19 protein-coding genes are annotated in these 16,967 nt (G+C 66.8%); 4 read left to right on the top strand and 15 right to left on the bottom strand.

Features of this window, described 5'->3' with window-relative positions:
* Positions 1 to 6: 6 nt before the first annotated feature.
* From VEIS_RS04470 to VEIS_RS04460, 3 genes are all read left to right on the top strand, one after another.
* Entirely contained in the window at positions 7 to 777 is a 771-nt protein-coding gene (locus VEIS_RS04470; RefSeq protein WP_011808705.1) for an SDR family oxidoreductase, read from the top strand.
* A gap of 2 nt (positions 778 to 779) precedes the next feature.
* Positions 780 to 1,667, top strand: coding sequence for an aldose 1-epimerase (locus VEIS_RS04465; protein ID WP_011808704.1), 888 nt, complete (start codon positions 780 to 782; stop codon positions 1,665 to 1,667).
* A gap of 238 nt (positions 1,668 to 1,905) precedes the next feature.
* On the top strand, positions 1,906 to 3,576 hold the full coding sequence (locus VEIS_RS04460; RefSeq protein WP_011808703.1) for a GMC family oxidoreductase: 1,671 nt from the start codon (positions 1,906 to 1,908) through the stop codon (positions 3,574 to 3,576).
* Positions 3,577 to 3,851: 275 nt separating this feature from the next.
* On the opposite strand, the gene darG is transcribed toward VEIS_RS04460, so the two are convergent.
* From darG to VEIS_RS04435, 5 genes are all read right to left on the bottom strand, one after another.
* The gene (gene darG, locus VEIS_RS04455; RefSeq protein ID WP_011808702.1) at positions 3,852 to 4,922 is read right to left on the bottom strand and encodes a type II toxin-antitoxin system antitoxin DNA ADP-ribosyl glycohydrolase DarG; all 1,071 of its coding nucleotides are present in this window, start codon (positions 4,920 to 4,922) and stop codon (positions 3,852 to 3,854) included.
* Positions 4,919 to 5,101 (bottom strand): hypothetical protein, encoded by a 183-nt coding sequence (locus VEIS_RS29560; protein ID WP_041949806.1) that lies wholly within the window; start codon positions 5,099 to 5,101, stop codon positions 4,919 to 4,921. Before VEIS_RS29560 ends, darG begins: the two co-directional genes overlap by 4 nt.
* Before the next feature lie 161 nt (positions 5,102 to 5,262).
* Positions 5,263 to 6,252: a tripartite tricarboxylate transporter substrate binding protein gene (locus VEIS_RS04445; protein WP_011808701.1), complete on the bottom strand. Its 990-nt coding sequence runs from the start codon at positions 6,250 to 6,252 to the stop codon at positions 5,263 to 5,265.
* A complete protein-coding gene (locus VEIS_RS04440) occupies positions 6,249 to 6,716 on the bottom strand; it encodes a MaoC family dehydratase (RefSeq protein WP_011808700.1) in 468 nt (155 codons plus the stop codon). The genes VEIS_RS04445 and VEIS_RS04440 overlap by 4 nt, the downstream gene beginning before the upstream one ends.
* A gap of 11 nt (positions 6,717 to 6,727) precedes the next feature.
* Positions 6,728 to 7,201, bottom strand: coding sequence for a MaoC family dehydratase (locus VEIS_RS04435; RefSeq protein WP_041949805.1), 474 nt, complete (start codon positions 7,199 to 7,201; stop codon positions 6,728 to 6,730).
* 188 nt (positions 7,202 to 7,389) lie between these two features.
* Here VEIS_RS04435 and VEIS_RS04430 point away from each other — a divergent pair, with 188 nt between their 5' ends.
* The gene (locus VEIS_RS04430; RefSeq protein ID WP_232287844.1) at positions 7,390 to 8,127 is read left to right on the top strand and encodes an IclR family transcriptional regulator domain-containing protein; all 738 of its coding nucleotides are present in this window, start codon (positions 7,390 to 7,392) and stop codon (positions 8,125 to 8,127) included.
* 120 nt (positions 8,128 to 8,247) lie between these two features.
* Here VEIS_RS04430 and VEIS_RS04425 read toward each other — a convergent pair whose 3' ends face one another.
* The 10 genes from VEIS_RS04425 to VEIS_RS04385 all read right to left on the bottom strand — a co-directional run bounded on the left by VEIS_RS04425 (position 8,248) and on the right by VEIS_RS04385 (position 16,897).
* Positions 8,248 to 9,045: an IclR family transcriptional regulator gene (locus VEIS_RS04425; protein WP_049773814.1), complete on the bottom strand. Its 798-nt coding sequence runs from the start codon at positions 9,043 to 9,045 to the stop codon at positions 8,248 to 8,250.
* Positions 9,046 to 9,140: 95 nt separating this feature from the next.
* Positions 9,141 to 9,734 (bottom strand): MDR/zinc-dependent alcohol dehydrogenase-like family protein, encoded by a 594-nt coding sequence (locus tag VEIS_RS30215; RefSeq protein WP_011808696.1) that lies wholly within the window; start codon positions 9,732 to 9,734, stop codon positions 9,141 to 9,143.
* A gap of 16 nt (positions 9,735 to 9,750) precedes the next feature.
* A complete protein-coding gene (locus VEIS_RS04420) occupies positions 9,751 to 10,467 on the bottom strand; it encodes an SDR family NAD(P)-dependent oxidoreductase (protein ID WP_011808695.1) in 717 nt (238 codons plus the stop codon).
* 15 nt (positions 10,468 to 10,482) lie between these two features.
* Entirely contained in the window at positions 10,483 to 11,592 is a 1,110-nt protein-coding gene (locus tag VEIS_RS04415; RefSeq protein WP_198137955.1) for an iron-containing alcohol dehydrogenase, read from the bottom strand.
* Between the two features lie 8 nt (positions 11,593 to 11,600).
* The gene (locus tag VEIS_RS04410; RefSeq protein WP_011808693.1) at positions 11,601 to 12,611 is read right to left on the bottom strand and encodes a transketolase family protein; all 1,011 of its coding nucleotides are present in this window, start codon (positions 12,609 to 12,611) and stop codon (positions 11,601 to 11,603) included.
* Positions 12,604 to 13,494, bottom strand: a complete 891-nt coding sequence (locus VEIS_RS04405) for a transketolase (RefSeq protein ID WP_011808692.1) — start codon at positions 13,492 to 13,494, stop codon at positions 12,604 to 12,606. Before VEIS_RS04405 ends, VEIS_RS04410 begins: the two co-directional genes overlap by 8 nt.
* A gap of 14 nt (positions 13,495 to 13,508) precedes the next feature.
* Positions 13,509 to 14,225 (bottom strand): ABC transporter ATP-binding protein, encoded by a 717-nt coding sequence (locus VEIS_RS04400; RefSeq protein ID WP_011808691.1) that lies wholly within the window; start codon positions 14,223 to 14,225, stop codon positions 13,509 to 13,511.
* On the bottom strand, positions 14,206 to 14,943 hold the full coding sequence (locus tag VEIS_RS04395) for an ABC transporter ATP-binding protein (RefSeq protein WP_011808690.1): 738 nt from the start codon (positions 14,941 to 14,943) through the stop codon (positions 14,206 to 14,208). The genes VEIS_RS04400 and VEIS_RS04395 overlap by 20 nt, the downstream gene beginning before the upstream one ends.
* Entirely contained in the window at positions 14,940 to 16,013 is a 1,074-nt protein-coding gene (locus tag VEIS_RS04390; RefSeq protein WP_011808689.1) for a branched-chain amino acid ABC transporter permease, read from the bottom strand. The genes VEIS_RS04395 and VEIS_RS04390 overlap by 4 nt, the downstream gene beginning before the upstream one ends.
* On the bottom strand, positions 16,010 to 16,897 hold the full coding sequence (locus VEIS_RS04385) for a branched-chain amino acid ABC transporter permease (protein ID WP_011808688.1): 888 nt from the start codon (positions 16,895 to 16,897) through the stop codon (positions 16,010 to 16,012). The genes VEIS_RS04390 and VEIS_RS04385 overlap by 4 nt, the downstream gene beginning before the upstream one ends.
* Between the last annotated feature and the right edge of the window lie 70 nt (positions 16,898 to 16,967).

The raw sequence follows: 16,967 nt of genomic DNA, 5'->3' as shown, positions 1-16,967 counted from the left end.
CCCGCAATGAACACCTCTTGGCCACTGGCGTCACGGCGCGTTTTGCTCACCGGCGGGCTGGGCAGCCTGGGGCAGGCACAGGCGCGCAGACTGCGGGCTGACGGCGCTGATGTGCATATTTTCGACCTGCCATCGCCCCGTGGCGCGGCGTTGGCTGTGGCCTTGAACCAAGAGGCCGGCCCGGGCATGGGGCGCGTGGGCTTCGTTGCCGTCGACCTGCGCGACATGGCCGGCGCGCAATCGACGGTGCGCGCGCTCGAGCGCGAACAGGGCAGCTTCGACATCCTGATCAACAACGCTGCGCTGATCACCCACAAGCCGTTCGAGGAGTTTTCGCTCGCCGAATATGAAGAGGTGATGCAAGTCAACAGCAGCGCGGGCTTCGCGCTGACACAGGCCGTGGCGCCGGCAATGAAGGCCAAAGGCTGGGGGCGGATCATCAACTTTTGCAGCCTGACGCTCAACGGACGTTGGGAAAAATACGTCCCCTACGTGGCCTCCAAGGGAGCCATGCTGGGGCAGACCAAAACCTTCGCCCGCGCCCTGGGGCCCTATGGCATCACCGTGAATGCGGTCAGTCCCGGGGCCATCGTTTCCGAGGCCGAGCAGCGCGTGTTCGGCGACAAACTCAAGGAATACAGCGATTGGGTGCTGGAAAACCAGTCGCTCAAACGCCGAGGCCAGCCGCAGGACGTGGCGGATCTGGTGGCGTTCCTGGCCAGCGACCAAGCCAGTTTCATGACCGGCCAGATATTGGCGCTCGACGGAGGGTGGTGAGCATGGCAGACCAACTGGTGCTGGAAAACAGCCAAATTTGCGCAGTGGTGCTGCCGCAATACGGCGCGGGCCTGGCGCGCTTCGATCTGCGCTGGCGCGGCAACCGGCTGCCGGTGTTTCGCCCCCTGGCCGGCGAGCCGAAGGACGAATGCGATCTGGCGCTGTTCCTGCTGGCACCGTTCAGCAACCGCATCGGCCAGGGTGGCTTCGCCTGGCATGGCCGACGCTACCCGCTGCCAGCCAATTGGGCCGATGAGCCTTGCCCATTGCATGGCGACGCATGGCAGCAAGCCTGGACGGTCACGGAACGAAGCAGCTCGCAGGCCAGGCTGGAACTGAAGTCGCGCCACACCATGCCCTTTGCCTATGACGCGCAGATCGATTGGCGCCTCGAAGGGGCCGCACTGTGCGCCACGCTGACACTGACGCATCGCGGGCCGGACACCATGCTCTACGGCGGAGGTTTCCACCCCTGGTTCCTGCGCGAGCCCGACGTGCAACTGCAAGCGCTGGCCGACGGCTGGTGGGCCGAAGACGCCCGGCATCTGCCGACGCACTGGCAGGCCGTGGCGGGCGATGAATCCCGGGACTTCCGGAGCGCACGCCCGCTTCCGGCCGAATTCGTCAACGCGCTGTACACCGGCTGGAATGGCCAGGCAAAAATGCTCTGGCCACGGCGTGGCCTGGCCCTGGAGGTGGGCGCCGACGCGCCGTTGAACCGCTACGTCTTCTACTCCCCCGGCGCCGAGGCCGACTTCTTCTGCTTCGAGCCGGTGTCCCACGACATCGACGCGCACAACCGCGCATCACCACAGCAAGCCGGGCTGGTGGCGCTCGATGAAGGCGCTGACCTGCGGTTGTCGGCCCGGTTCACGGCCAGACCCTCATGACCTGCCCGATGACCGGGGCCGCATCGGCGCGTCGCCCCGATAGCGCCCAGCCAGTGCCGGGCGCGATGACACCACGCGCCATCAGCCCTATCAATCCCGTCAGCCCCGTCAGCCATGAAAGATGCGGCAACCGGCAGGCGCCCCATCGACACGGGCCTGAAGCGCCCGATGCAGACTCGACACGGGGTCGGCGCCATCCGCACAATGGCACCCGTTTCACCCCTGCAGCGGGTTCCCCATGAGCGACACCACATTCGACACCATCATCATCGGCGGCGGCACCGCAGGCGCGCTGCTGAGCAACCGCCTGAGCGCCGACAGCCGCTACCGCGTGCTGCTGATCGAAGCCGGCAGCAAGGACGACTACCACTGGATCCACATCCCCGTCGGCTACCTGTACTGCATCGGCAACCCGCGCACCGACTGGCTCTACAGCACCGAGCCCGAAGCGGGCCTGAACGGCCGCAGCCTGCGCTACCCGCGCGGCAAGACACTGGGCGGCTGCAGCAGCATCAACGGCATGATCTACATGCGCGGCCAGGCCCGCGACTACGAGCAGTGGGCGGCACTGACGGGCGACACGCGCTGGCGCTGGGAGCAGGTCCTGCCGTACTTTCGCCGCCATGAAGACCACTGGCGCCTGGACGCACCGGCCGGCGTGGCGGAAGAATTCAAGCGCCTGCACGGCAACAAGAGCACCGGCAGCACCGGTGAATGGCGTGTGGAACGGCAGCGCCTGCGCTGGGACCTGCTCGACGCATTTGCCCAGGCGGCGCAGCAGGCCGGCATACCGGCCACGGACGACTTCAACAGCGGCAACAACGAGGGCGTGAGCTACTTCGAGGTGAACCAGAAAAGCGGCTGGCGCTGGAACAGCGCCAAAGCCTTTTTGCGCCCCCGTTGCTACGGCCGCCCGCACTTCGAGATGTGGACCAGCGCCCTGGCCACCCGGCTCATCATCGACCGGCAGCCCGACGGCAGCAAGCGCTGCACCGGCGTGCAGGTCTGGGACGGTCGCGAGATGGTCACGGCGCGCGCCAGCGGCGAGGTCATCCTGAGCGCCGGCGCAGTCAATTCACCGCAACTGCTGCAACTCTCGGGCATCGGCCCGGCAGCGCTGCTGCGCCGGCATGGCATCGATGTGCTGCACGAACTACCCGGCGTCGGCGCGAACCTGCAAGACCACCTGCAGATCCGCGCAGTGTTCAAGGTGCAAGGCGTGCAGACACTCAACACCATGGCCAGCACGCTCTGGGGCAAAGCCAGGATCGGGTTGGAATACGCCATCAGGCGCAGCGGCCCGATGAGCATGGCCCCTTCGCAACTCGGCGCCTTCACCCGCAGCAACCCGCAGCAGCCCCATCCCGACCTGCAATACCATGTGCAGCCGCTGTCGCTGGATGCGTTTGGCGAGCCGCTGCACCGCTTTGCGGCCTTCACGGCCAGCGTGTGCAACCTCAACCCCGGCAGCCGTGGCACGGTGCAGATCAAAAGCGCCGACTTCCAGACCGCCCCCGCGATTGCGCCGCACTACCTGAGCACCCCCGAAGACCGCCAGGTGGCCGCCGACAGCCTGCGCCTGACGCGCCGCATCGTGGCCCAGCCCGCGCTGGCCAAGTACCAGCCGCAGGAGTGGAAACCCGGAGTGCAGTTCCGGACGGACGAAGACCTGGCCCGTCTGGCCGGTGACATCGCCACCACCATCTTCCACCCCACGGGAACCACGAAGATGGGCCGCGACGACGACCCGATGGCCGTGCTGGACCCGCAACTGCGCGTGCGCGGCATCGCCGGACTGCGCGTGGTCGACGCCGGCGCCATGCCCACCATCACCAGCGGCAACACCAATGCGCCCACGCTGATGCTGGCCGAAAAGGCGGCCGAGTGGATCATTCAGGAACGCGGCTGATCAACGCGATTGCGGTCGGGCTGCGCCCACAGATTTTTCACCCCATTCCCCATTCCCCGTTGCTGGACAACTTTGTCCAATGCTTCTGCGATACGCGCGCATTCACCCAAAGCCCCACCGTTCTCGGTGGGGCTTTGGGTGAATGGTGGCGGACGGACGCCGGTTCGATTCCGTCTTTGTCAATCAAATGGCAGCGCAGCGGGCTGGCGAGGGCTGTCGGGTACAGCATACCGAGCCGCTCGACTTCCCTGGTATCCCCCGCGTGACTTTGGGGATCAGGACACCGTGGCGCTCGGTGCCAATCGTTCCAGCGCAATGCCCAGTGCGCGGTCGTCGAAAAGCCTGTTCTTGCGCGCCGCCGCGTCGGGGCCGCCACCGCGCCAGTGGCGCAGGCCCTCGCGCACGGCAGGCACCGTCGGGGCGACGCCTTCCTTCGTCAACAGCCAGTCCACCGTGGCCAGCAGTTCCATCCCGAAGGGAGATTCGAAGCCGTCGATCAAGGCCGCCGTGTCCTCCAGCGCCGGGACGTACTCCTTGGCCTCGCTCTTGAGGTAGGTCTGCACGAAGGTCTTGCGCTCATCGTCGAACCAGATCACGTCCAGCGGGCCGGCATCACTGATGCGCTTGTCGCAATGCAGATAACTGCCGTCCAGCCCTTCCAGCAGGTGGCGCAGGCGGTCGGCGTAGGGACCGTATTTGTATGGCACAAAGTGCAAATCCAGCGGCTGCAACCCGGCGCGTTTGATGGCATGGTCCAGAAACCACGCCAGTTTCTGGATTTCCAGCAGGCTGCATTCCATGCCCGGCACCCAGTAGCGGCGCACCAGTTCGGCGATCAGGGCACGCGCCGGAGTCAACTGCTCGACGCCGGTGCGCTTGGCCACGTTCTGGTATTCCCGGGTCGGCTCGAACACGAGGATTTCGGTGTCCAGACCAACCAGCGCAACCTCGATCTGCGGGCGCACCTCGCTCCAGTCCAGTCCGCCATTGCCCGCTCCCAAGGGCGGAATGGCAATGGATTCGACCTTGTTCTCGATCAGGAAGCGGCGCAGGTCTTGCAGCCCTTCGGTGATCCACTCGATGCGCGAATCCCCGCGCCAGTGCTGCTTGGTCGGGAAATTGACGATCCAGCGCGGGCCGTCCAGTTCGCTGACCTCGGTGACGAACATCTTGCCGATGCGCACTTCCTTGACCTTGCAGGCAGCGGCGTAGCGGTGGAAGTTTTCGGCAAAACGCTCCTTGAACATCAACGCGATGCCCTTGCCCATCACACCCACGGTGTTGACGGTATTGACCAGCGCCTCGGCGCGAGCTTCCAGCAGATTGCCTTGAGTGAACGTAATCATCGGAAATACCAACCGGTGCGTGCATGGACCGACAGGCCCAGGTTGCGCTCCTGAACTTTCTGCCCAATGGCCCGCTTCAAGTCATCTTGCTTGGCGCGCTTGCCGGTCAGTTCCGGATGGCCGATGTTCACCCAGCCCGGGGCCCGCACGCCGCTACCTGTCGCATCCGGGACGATCATAAGGACGCTTTCTGAACAGATGTAGATGTGCAGCGTGCCAGTCTTTCATGGACTGCATGAGTGGTTGGCTCTTCAACGCCGACAATGGATTCGCGGGTGACGGCCAGCAAATCATCCAGTGCCAGCGCGGGAGGCTGCGGCGCAATTGAACCGCGATGTTCCTATTCGATCTTCAGGTTCGCCTCCTCGATGACCTTGGACCATTTGGCCAGTTCCGTGGCAACGAACTGCGCAAATTCAACGGGTGTCATCGACCCTGGCTCGGCGCCCTGCTTTTCGAGCTGCTCGCGCAACGACAGGCTCTGCAACGCGGCCAGCACCTGCGCCGCGATCTTGTCCCGCAACGGTGCTGCCATCTTGCCCGGGCCATACAGACCAAACCAGGCCGTGGCCTCGAAGTTCGGCAGGCCCGACTCGGCGATGGTCGGCACCAGGGGCAGTGCGGGCGAGCGCCGGGGCGAGGTGACCGCGAGCGCGCGCAGCTTGCCGCTTCTGATGTGCTGCAAAACACCTGGCACCGAATCGAACATGACGGGGATTTGCCCACCGAGCAGGTCGTTCAGCGCGGGCGCGGCGCCCTTGTACGGGATATGCACCATGTAGATGCCGGCCATCGACTTGAACAGTTCGCCCGAGAGATGGTTGGCGCCCCCGCTGCCGGACGAGCCGTAACTGACTTTCCCCGGATTCGCTCTGGCATAGGCGATGAATTCCCGCACCGTCCTGGCCGGAAACGACGGATGCACCACCAGCACATTCGGTACCGACGCCACCTGCGCAATGGGTGTGAAGTCCTTTTTCGTGTCGTACGGAAGGTGTTGGTAGAGACCGGGATTGATCACATGGTGCGTCGCGGTGAGCATCAGGGTCTGCCCGTCGGGCGGCATGCGGGCCAGTTGCTCCGAGAAGATGGTTCCGCTGGCCCCGGCCCGGTTTTCCACCAGCACCGGTTTTCCCCAGCGTGGCTGCAACTCGAATGCCAATTGCCGCGCCAGGATGTCGGTCGTTCCCCCGGGGGGAAAGGGCACGACGATCTTGACGGCCGGCGCGCCGGAGTCTTGCGCGTTCGCCGTGGCGCCGCAGGCCGCCGCCAGGCACAGGGCGAGCGCGATGCCCGTGCCCATCGTGCCCATCCGTTCGGGCATGTTCATCGCTGTTCCCGCGTGCCCAGGCCATCCTCGGGCCGTGGGAATTCGACCATCGCCTGGCCAACGGCGACGACCTCGCCGCGCTGGTTTCGTACCCGCACATCGAGCGTCAGCCAGCGCCCGGTGGCGCTGTCTTTGCTGCCCGTGACGACCGCTGCAGGGCTGATGGTGTCGCCAGGCTTGACGGGCAGCTTCCAACGGGTTTCAAGCCGCCGCTGTATGCCGCCATGCGCATACAGCCAGTCCGTGAGCATTTTCGTGATCACGCCGAAGTTGTTCATGCCGTGCATGATGATGGAGCCGAAGTGGGTCTTGCCGAAATCACGCTGCATGTATTCATCGTCCAGGTGAAGGGGGTTGAAGTCGAGCGAGGCCTCGCAGAACTGACGAATCGATGCGCGCGTGGGCGAAAAGGGTGTTCCGCTCACTTGGTGGCCGATATCAAAGCGGGTGTTGGTCTGGCGCATGGCCTCGATCCTCAAAATGGGCGGATGGTCCAGCCACGGCCGGCGCAGATCACTTGGCCATGCTGGTTGAAGAAGACGTTGTCGTGCACCACGAAGAGCCGGTCTTTCTTGATGAACTTGTCCAAAGCCCGCGCTTGCAGGGTGATGGTGTCGTCGGGCCGGGCCGGAATGTGGTAGCTCCATGACTGGCCCGCATTCACGGTGCCCGGGCTGCGCATCCAGTCGTGCGCTGGCGTGCAGGCAAACATCAGCAGGATGTGGATGCTCGGCGGTGCGATCAAGCCTTGGTAGCGGCTGTTGTCGGCATAGGCCTGGTCGAAATAAAGCGGGTGCAGGTCGCCCACCACGCGGCAGTATTTCTGAATCGCGTCGAGCGTGAGGGTGTAGGGGATGGTCTCGCGTGGCTCGCCGGGAACGATCTGCTCCCAGGTCTTGCGCCGCGCATCGTCCTTCCAGAAATCGGTTGCAAAGCAGGTGCCGCTCATCTGACGCTCCGGGTTTGAATGGATGGACATTGCGGGCATCACCGATAATGTCCGCCTGGCGGTTATCAATGGCCGATAAGTGGTCATTGTGGTTCTGACGCCGTTGGGCTGTCAAGCTGCCGGCCGTCGCATGGGCGGTCATCCGGTTCAGGAGAAAAGCCGTGGCAACACCTGAGAGTGAATCGTTTGTGCGCACCTTCGCCCGGGGTCTCCTGGTTATCGAGGTCTTGGGTCAAACCCACGGTGGGCAGTCGTTGGCCGAGGTCGCCGAGAAGGCCCGATTGCCACGAACCGCCGTGCGCCGATTTCTCCTCACACTCATCGACATGGGCTTTGTGCGCACCGATGGCAAGCGCTATCGGTTGACGCCACGGGTACTCAGGATCGGCCTGTCGTACCTGTCATCCCTGCCCTATTGGCGCGATGCGCAGTTGGCGCTGGAGGAGTTGCGGGCGCGGATCGATCAGTCCTGCGCGCTATCGGTTCTGGATGGCGAGGACCTGGTTTACGTGCTGCGCCAGCATGCCAAGCGCATCCTGCCGATGAGCCCCTCTTTGGGCAGCCGGCTGCCCGCCCATGCCGTGTCCATGGGCCGGGTGCTGCTCGCGGGCCTGTCAGACGCAGAACTTGACGCCTACCTGGCCGGCGCGACCTTCAAGCGCTTGACCCGCGCCACCATCGTTGCTGCCGCGCCGCTGCGACGGGAGGTCTTGCGCGCGCGCGAGCAAGGATATGCCTGGGTCGCCGGGGAACTCGACGAGTCGATCTGCGGTCTTGCGGTCCCCGTTCGGGACCGCGACGGACAGACCGTTGCGGCGATGAATGTCAGTCTGGCCACCGGAGAGTTCACCGAGGCCGAGGCCGTGGCCCAATTTCTCGGCGAGCTTCGGGTTGCCGCATCGCGCTTGCGCGCAAGCAGCCGATGATTCTTGGCAGCACAGCCGTGCGCATGGCGCATGCCGGCCAGCCGAGCCCCGGCTGGCCCGGGCGTGCCCACGATGCGCTTTCGGCGTCGGCGCGCGCAGGCGATGCGCAGCATCATCGGATCATGCGTGCAGACCCAGCCCGCGCAGTTCGGTCTCGACCAACTGTCGCACCCTGTGCTGCCGCTCGAAGCCGAAGCGCGCGGTCAGCGTGGCGACGCTGATGGCGCCCATGCCGTGCTTGCCCATGCGGAACGCAATACCCAGCCCGGCGACGCCGGTTTCTCCGAATGAATCGAAGACCAGCGCGCAGCCCTGCTCGCGCACTGCCGTGCCCAACGCCTGCAGTCGATCCAGGCTGATCCGGTGTTCGGCGTAAGCCGTCGAGTTGCGGGCAAAGGTGCCTGCCACCTCGGCTTCGTCCATCAGGCCCAGCACCGCCGTGCCGCCGGTGCCTGTGCCGAGCAGGCGTCTCTGGCCGATGCTGGTGGTCAGGATCTTGATCGGGGAGTGGCCCTCTTCCCGGTGCGCGCAGTAAACGAAATCGCCCTGCCGCATCATCAGGAAGACGGTGTCGCCGGCGATGCGCCCGATGCGCTTCATGACGGGCACGAAGCGGCGCAGCAACGGCGTGGGTTGCGGCAGCAGCGAGCCGAGCAGCACCGCCTCCGGGCCAAGGCGGTACAGGTGCTCGCTGTCCCGGTCGACGAACTGTTCTTCGACCAGGCAACTCATCAGCCGGTAGGTGGTGGCCCGGTCGAGTCCCTCATCGCGCACCAGTTGGGCGAGCCGGACCCCTCGGTCATTGCTTTTCGCAACCCGGCGCAACAGTTGCAGCGCCCGGCGCACGCTCTGCGTCCCGCGCACATGGGATTCGCCTGAACTGGTGTCACAGGAAGGATTGACGGTTCCGGTGCCCACGGTAGCGGCCCATCTGATTCCATTCCTGAATCACCCGTGCACTTTGTCGGCGTCGCTTGCCATACATCCGTACTGTCTGCGCTCCGCCTGCGTGTTCACGAACGATTTGGAAATGGAATGAAAGCGGCCATCGCAGCGACCCGTTCATCCCGGCACCGCAGCGAAAACCCTGCGGGCTTGGGCCAGCGCTGCCCAGCGCCCGGTGAAATTCGGTTTGCGCTTGCTCGGGAAAGCCTCGATCGCCTGGTGATGGTCTTGCCCAACGCCACGGCCCCGCCCGCGTCTTCCACGCCAAGCGCTGCGGGCAGCGCCGGCAGCGGGAACAGGCCGCTGCGGCGGCAAGTGTCGAGATAGTTGATGCCGATCGCATGCGGGCGGATTTGCACTTCGCCGGACGCAGGAGGCGCTACCTCGATCGCCGCGCAGCGCAATGGCCCGATGCCACCGTCAGCGTGAATGGGTACCGCATGTGCGTGGATGCGCGCCGCATGTCTCTGGCCCGCGCTCACTGGAGCACCTTCGCTTTCGGCTACGGTATGAGCGCCTTCGGGCGGCCGTGCGGCGCGCACTGGGATACCTTCGCCTGCGGCTGCGGTATGAGCGCCTTCGGGCGGCCGTGCGGCGCGCACTGGGGTACCTTCGCCTGCGGCTGCGGTATGAGCGCCTTCGGGCGGCCGTGCGGCGCTCATGCCAAGCCCGTACCCGTCACGCAGCACTGTAGCCGCCATCGACCGGCAGGGTCACGCCGGTGATGTAGCGCGCATCGCCGGAGGCCAGGAAAGCGGCGGCTTTGGCGATGTCCACCGGCTCGCCCCAGCAGCCGGCCGGAATGCGCCCGGCGATCTGGCCGCTGCGCGCCGGGTCGTCGAACGCCGTCTGCGACATGCGCGTGCGTATCCATCCGGGCGCGACCGCGTTGACACGAATGCCGTCGGCCGCAAAGGCCACTGCCAGCGCGCGCGTCAACGCCACGATGGCCCCCTTGCTGGCCGAGTACCCGGGGTTGCGCGCCGAGCCGAAATAGCTCCACATCGACGCGACGTTCACAATGCTGCCGCCTGCCCGGGCCAGCGCCGGGCGCAGCAGCAGGCAGGCCAGATGCGTGCCGTTGAGGTTCACCTCCACCACCTTGCGAAAGCCGCCGATGCAAAACTCCGCGCCGCCGTGCGCGATGATCCCCGCCGCGTTGACCAGCACATCCACGCGCTCGAACCCGGCGCTGGCCTGCGCCAGCGCCGCCTCATCGGTGATGTCCAGGCGCTGGAACCCGATGCCCGAGCCTTCCAGTTCCGGCTCGGTATCGAGCCCGAGCGCGATCACGCGCAGGCCGCGGGCGCGCAGCTCGAGCCCGGTGGCCAGGCCCAGGCCCGTGCCGCCGCCGGTGATGACGGCCACCGGTGCCGATGCGGCGCGAGAATTCATGTCGGGATGGCCTTCTCATGCGGCAGCCAGCGCTTCGAGCCGGTGCATCGCGGTTTCCAGGTCAGCGACCGACAGCGGCCGCTGGAAATGCCCGATATGCGGCGAGCGCATCGTCGCCCGGGCGATCTGGCCGATGCTCCGGGCGCTGACCTCGCGCGCGCCCAGGCCGGCCAGGTTCACGGCCAGCCCCACGCTGCGGTGAAATGCGATCTGCCCGGCCATGAACGCCGCGCTGCGCTCCTCCAGGACGAATTGCACCAGCAGCCCGTAGCCGACATGCAGGCCATGCAGCGTGGTCTCGGTGCCCGCCGCTTGCGGCAGGCCGCGCGTGAGCGAATGCGCAATCGACAGCCCGCTGTTCTCGAAAGCCAGACCGCTGAGCAGCACCAGCGCCTCGGTCAGGCGCTCGAAAGCCGGCGTCGGCCGGGCGCCTTGCAGCGCGTCGAGCCCCTCGGCCGCATCCTCGCGGATCACCCGCTCGCAGGCGGTGGACAGTTGCTGCGCGGCGATGGTGCCGGCGCTGCCAAACAGGTTCAGCCCGCCGCAGCCGCGCACCTGCGCGCCTTCGTACAGCTTGCACAGCGCATCGCCGATGCCCGAGACCAGCAGGGCCCGGGGCGCCCGCACCAGCACATCCGTGTCGACCAGCACCGCATCGGGATTGCGCGGCAGGAACTGCACCGACTCCATGCAATGCGCATCGTCGTAGTAGACGAAAGCCTTGCTGCATGGCCCGTCGTTGGACGCCGCAGTGGGCAGCACCAGCAGCCGCGCGCCGAGTTCGCGCGCCAGCGCCTTGCCGGTGTCCACCCCCTTGCCGCCGCCGGCAGCCAGCACGATATCGGGCGCAGGGCCAGCGCGCGCCGCAGCCAGCAGCGTTTGCACGGCCGCGCGCGTGACCTGGCCGCGCACCGGCAGCCAGCGCAGTTCCAGGCCATGCCGGCGGCAGGCCGCCGAGGCCGTCTCGAACACCAGCTCGCCGACGATCTGGTCGGCCACCAGCAGCGGCTGCCGGCCCAGGCTGGCCGCCACCTGGCCGACCAGGCCCAGCGCGCCCGGCCCCTGGTAGTAGCGATGCACCGCGCCGAAGACGCGGATGGCCGCCATGCCGGCCGCCATGTCCATGGCCGCGCTCATTGCAGCCAGGCCCCGACGCGCGCGCAGATGCGCTCGGTCGTCAGGCCGTAGCGCTCTTGCAGGTACGCCAGCGAGCCGCATTCGATGAACTGGTCGGGCAGCGCGATCTTGAGCAGCCTGCGCGCCAGTCCTGCCTCCTGCAACGCCTCGATCACCAGCGTGGCCAGGCCGCCGCTGGCCACATGGTTTTCCAGTACCACCAGCCGCCTGGCCGATTGCGCGAACGCCAGCAGGCCCTGGCTGTCGAACGGCTTGAGGCTCGCGCTGTGGAACACCGAGGCCGACGCGCCGCGCTGGCGCAGGTGCCCGGCCGCGTCGATGGCGCGTCCGGTCATCAGTCCGGTGCTGACCAGGCCCACATCGGTGTCCGCTGCGCTGCTGCCGATCACATGGCCTGTGCCGGGCCGCCAGCGGTGCGTGGCCGGGTCGAACACCTGCGCCACATCGGCGCGCAGCAGCCGGCAGTACAGCGTGCCGGGCAGGTCTGCCGCCATCTCGGCGATCTGCGCCATTTCGGTGGCGTCGCAGGGGTCGATCACGCTCATGTTCGGGATCGAGCGCATCAGCGCCAGGTCTTCGGTGGCCTGGTGCGTGCCGCCGTAGCCGGTCGTCAGGCCCGGGTTGCCGGCAAACATCTTCACGTTCTCGTGGCTGTGCGCGCAGGCGATGGCCAGGAAGTCGTAGGCGCGCCGCGTGGCGAAGGTGCCGTAGGTCGTGCAGTACGCGACTTTGCCGACCTTCGACAGGCCCGCTGCGGCGCCGACCAGCGCCTGCTCGGCCATGCCGACGTTGAAAAAGCGCTCGCCGTAGCGCGCGCGAAAGTCGGCAACGTCGGTGTATTTGCCCAGGTCGGCGGTGAGCAGCACCAGTTCGGGGTGGTTTGCGGCGGCCTTCATCAGGCCCAGCGAGAACGGCGCGCGCACCGTCGGCCGGCCGACGACGGCCTCGGATTCGCCCATGGCCAGGGTTCGGGCCGGGGGGTGCGACAGGGTTTGGGCGTTATGCATTCTCGGCCTCCAGTTCGCGCGCCAGGTCATCCCATTCGTCGGGCTCGACGCGCACGAAATGCGCGCTCTCGCGCTGCTGGACGCGCCGGATGCCGCAGCCCGGCCGCGTGCGCAGCACCACCGCCTTGGGCTTGCCATTGCGCGCATGCGTCCACGCGAAGGCGCCGAGCAACTGCCGCAGGTCGTTGCCGTCGATCTCTGCCGTATCCCAGCCGAACGCGGCGAAGCGCCCGGCCACGGGTTCGACCGGCACCACCAGGGGGCCGTCGGCCTGTATGCCGTTGCAGTCGATCCAGCAGACCAGGTTGTCGAGACCGAAGGCCGCACCGATGCTGGCGCCTTCCCAGGTCGAGCCCTCTTGCAGTTCGCCGTCGGAGATTTCGACATGGATGGCCGAGCGGTGGCCATCGAGCCGGTAGCCCAGCGCTGCGCCGGCGGCGATGCCCAGGCCATGGCCGAGCGAGCCGCCGGTCATCTCGACGCCGGGCACGCGGCCTTGCATGGTGCTCATCTCCAGCGGGCTGCCATCGGCGCCGTAGCTCGGCAGGCTGGCCTGGCTGATGAGGCCCCGCTCGGCGAAGGCGGCCCACAGCGCGATCGAGTTGTGGCCGGTCGACAGGTAAAAGCGTTTGCGGTCCTGGCGCTGCCAGTCGAGGTCGGCGGCCTGGAACTCGTCGAAGTACAGCACCGCCAGAAAGTCGGCAATGCCCAGGCCCTGGCCCAGATAGCCCTGCCCCTTGCCGCGCGCCTGCGCGAGCATGTGGCGTCGCAGGTTCAGCGCCGTGGCGCGCAACGTGGCCAGGCGCTCGGGGTCGATTTCGGGGTCGCTCGGGGCGGCGGTGGTGGCGATCGGGGTGGCGATGGGGGTGGTAGTGCCATGCATTGCGGGTGTGCTCCTTACAGGCCAAGGTAGGTCGATCGCAGGCACGGGTTGGCCAGCAATTGCGGCCCGCTTGCCTGCAGCGAAATGACGCCGCGTTCGAGCACATAGCCGTAGTCGGCCATCTGCAGCACCTGCAAGACGTTCTGCTCGATCACCAGCACCGTCACGCCCAGGTCGCGAATGCGCCGTATGGCCTCGAACAAACGCTCGACCATGATCGGAGCCAGCCCCAGCGAGGGTTCGTCCAGCGCCAGCACACGCGGCTTGGCCATCAGCGCACGACCGACCGCGAGCATCTGCTGCTGGCCGCCCGATAGCGTCGAAGCGACCAGCCTTTGCCGCTCCTGCAGGATCGGAAACAGCGCGAACACCTCGGCCATGGTCTGTTCGCGCCCGGCGCGCGCGCGCCGGTTGTGTGCGCCGACCAGCAGGTTCTCGCGGATCGACATCCCCGGGAACAGTTGCTTGCCTTCGGGCGATTGCACGAAGCCGCTCTCGACCACGCGATGCGGCGGCTGGCCCTGCAATGGCACGCCATCGAGCAAGATGGTTCCGCCAGCGGGCCGCAGCAGTCCCGAGACGCTGCGCAGCAGCGTTGTCTTGCCGGCGCCGTTGGCCCCGATCAGCGCCACCAGTTGGCCAGGCTCGACTTTCATCGAAAGCCCGCGCAGCACGGACCTGTCGCCATAGCCGACCGTCAGGTCGCGCACCTCAAGCGCCGGCACCGGCATAGCCGTCTCCGAAATAGGCTTTGAGCACGTTGGGCTGGCGCACCACATCGGCGGGCAGGCCGTCGGCAATCAGCGCGCCCAGGTGCATGACGATCACGCGGTCGGAAAGACCCATGATCACCTTCATCACATGCTCGATGATCAGCACGGTCACGCCGAGTTCGCGCACGCGCCGAATCAGGCCGACCATCGTCATGGCTTCTTGCGGCGTGGCGCCGGCCACGACCTCGTCCATCAGCAGCAGGCTGGGCGCCGTCGACAGCGCGCGCCCGAGCTCGACCTTGCGGCGCTCGAAGGCCGTCAGGTCGTCGGCGTCGGTGTCGGCCAGTGCGCCCATTCCGAGAAAGTCCAGCAATTCGTCGGCCCTGGCGCGGGCGCGCTGCCGGTCGCCGGTCTTGACCAGCGCGCCGACCACCAGGTTCTCGCGCGTCGACATGCCGCCAAAGGGCCGGGACAGTTGAAAAGTGCGCGCCAAACCGCTGCGGCACAGTTCCCATGGCCGCTTGCCCGTGATGTCGCGCCCTTGCAGTTCGATGCGGCCGGCATCGGGGCGGATGAAACCCGCGATCATGTTGAACGCGGTCGTCTTGCCTGCCCCGTTCGGCCCGAGCAGCCCGAGGATCTCGCCGCGCCTCAAGTCGAAGCTCAACTGCTTGACGGCGTGCACGCCACCGAAGCGCTTGACCAGTTGGTCAACCTCGAGGATGACGGCGCTCACTTGGCACTCCGTTGGTCACGGGGCATGGGGCGGGCCGCGCTCCCGACCACCGCCTGCGGGGAATGCGGCGCCGGCGCGCGGCGCGCGAGCAGGCGCCGGCCCCATTGCTGCAGCGGATGCAAAAGCCCCTTGGGCAGGTAGAGCACGGCCATGATCAGCACCAGCCCGTACAGCACCAGGTGCAGCCCGGCGAACTGCCCGCCCAGGTAGCTGCGGGTGATCTCGGCCAGCGGCGCGAGAAACAGCGCGCCGACCAGCGGACCGAACACCGTGCCCTGTCCGCCGATGATGCTCATCAGCGCCATATCGATCGACAGCTCGGTGCCCATGTTGCGCTCCGGATTGATGAAGCGGATGAACTGCGCATAAAAGCTGCCGCCCAGCGCCGTCATGAAGGCGCTCAGGGCCAGCGCCGTCAGGGTGTAGCGTGTCGGGTCGATGCCCAGCGACTCGGCCGCATCGCGATCCCCGCGAATCGCCTTCAGGCATACGCCCAGGCGGCTGCGCTCCATCAGCCAGGTGATCGTCATCACCAGCACCAGCATGCCGACGATGATGTAGTAGTAAGGCTGCTTGCTCTCGAACTGGAACATGGCCCAACTCGTGCCCAGTAGCGGCACCGAAAGCCCCTCGGCCCCCTTCAGGTGGATGCCGAACACGATGTCGGTGTTCTCCAGCCAGATGCGGATGATCTCGGCGAAGGCGATGCTCGTCAGCGCGAAATAGGGCCCGCGCAGGCGCATCGTGCACGAGCCTATCGCCAGCGCCAATGACGCTGCGGCCAGGCCACCGAGCAACATGCCGATCCAGGGCGACAGGCCGATGCCGGTCAGCAGCAGCACCGAGCAGTAGCCGCCCACACCGCTGAACACCGAGTGGCCGAAAGAGACCTGGCCGACATAGCCGCACATCAGGTTCCAGGCGCTGGCCAGGTACGCGAAATACAGCACCATGATCAGCGAATGGATCAGGAACTCGTCGCGCAGCACCAGCGGCAGCGCGAGGCAGGCCAGCAGCAAGGCCGCCACGGCAAACAAGGGCGAGCCGGGAGTCCTGCGCAGGCGGTTCACTTGGCGGCCCCCATCAGGCCCTGCGGCCGCATGAGCAGGATCAGGATGAACAGGCCGAGCGAGAAGATCGATGCGGTCGGCGTGGCGACGAACTGCGCTGCGAGCGACTCGAACAGGCCGATCACGATGCCGCCCACCAGCGAGCCGGCGATGCTGCCGATGCCGCCGAGCACGACCACGATGAAGGACTTGATGCCGAAGGTCAGGCCCACCTGCGGCGTGATCGGAATGAACGGCGCGATCAGGCAGCCCATCACGCCGACCAGCGCGCAGCCCAGGCCGAAGGTGACGTTGTAGACCAGGGGCACGTCGATGCCCGACATGGCCGCCGCGTCGCGGTTCTGCGCCGTGGCACGGATGGCGCGGCCCATGTCGGTGTGTGCCAGCCATAGCCAGACGCCAGTTGCCAGAACCAAGGCCGCCGCTGCGGCGATCACGCGAAAGCTGTTCACCGGGAACGGCCCGAGCATGAAACTGCCCACCCGCAGCGCCGACGGTGTCGAACGCACGTTCGGGCCAAAGGCCATCAGCGCCAGGTTATCGATCAGGATGCAGACGCCTGCGGTCAGCAGCAGTGCGCTGATCGGCTCGACCACCAGCGCCCGCTCGCGCCGGATCAACGGGCCGATCACGATGCACTGCACGCAGTAGCCGAGCGCGAACATCAGCGGCGCCGCGATCGGCACGCTCAGGTACGGATCGATGCCGCCGAGCTTTTGCAGCCAGAAGGCGGTGTACAGCGCCAGCATCAGAAACGAGCCATGGGCGAAGTTGACGATGCGCAGCACGCCGAAGATCAGGCTCAGGCCGAGCGCAATGCCGCCCAGCATCGCGCCCACGAGGATGCCGTTGAGCCAGGCATAAGTCAGTATGTAGGGATCCACAGGGCAGCCTTTGTCTTGACGCAGGAGGACATGCCCCGGCCCGCAGGCACGGGGCGGGCGCGCAGCCCGG

The sequence above is a fragment of the Verminephrobacter eiseniae EF01-2 genome (genome assembly GCF_000015565.1).
GTDB classification, from domain to species: Bacteria; Pseudomonadota; Gammaproteobacteria; order Burkholderiales; family Burkholderiaceae_C; genus Acidovorax; species Acidovorax eiseniae.
Note: the sequence above shows the minus strand (reverse complement) of the source record. Positions and strands in the feature narration are given on the sequence as shown.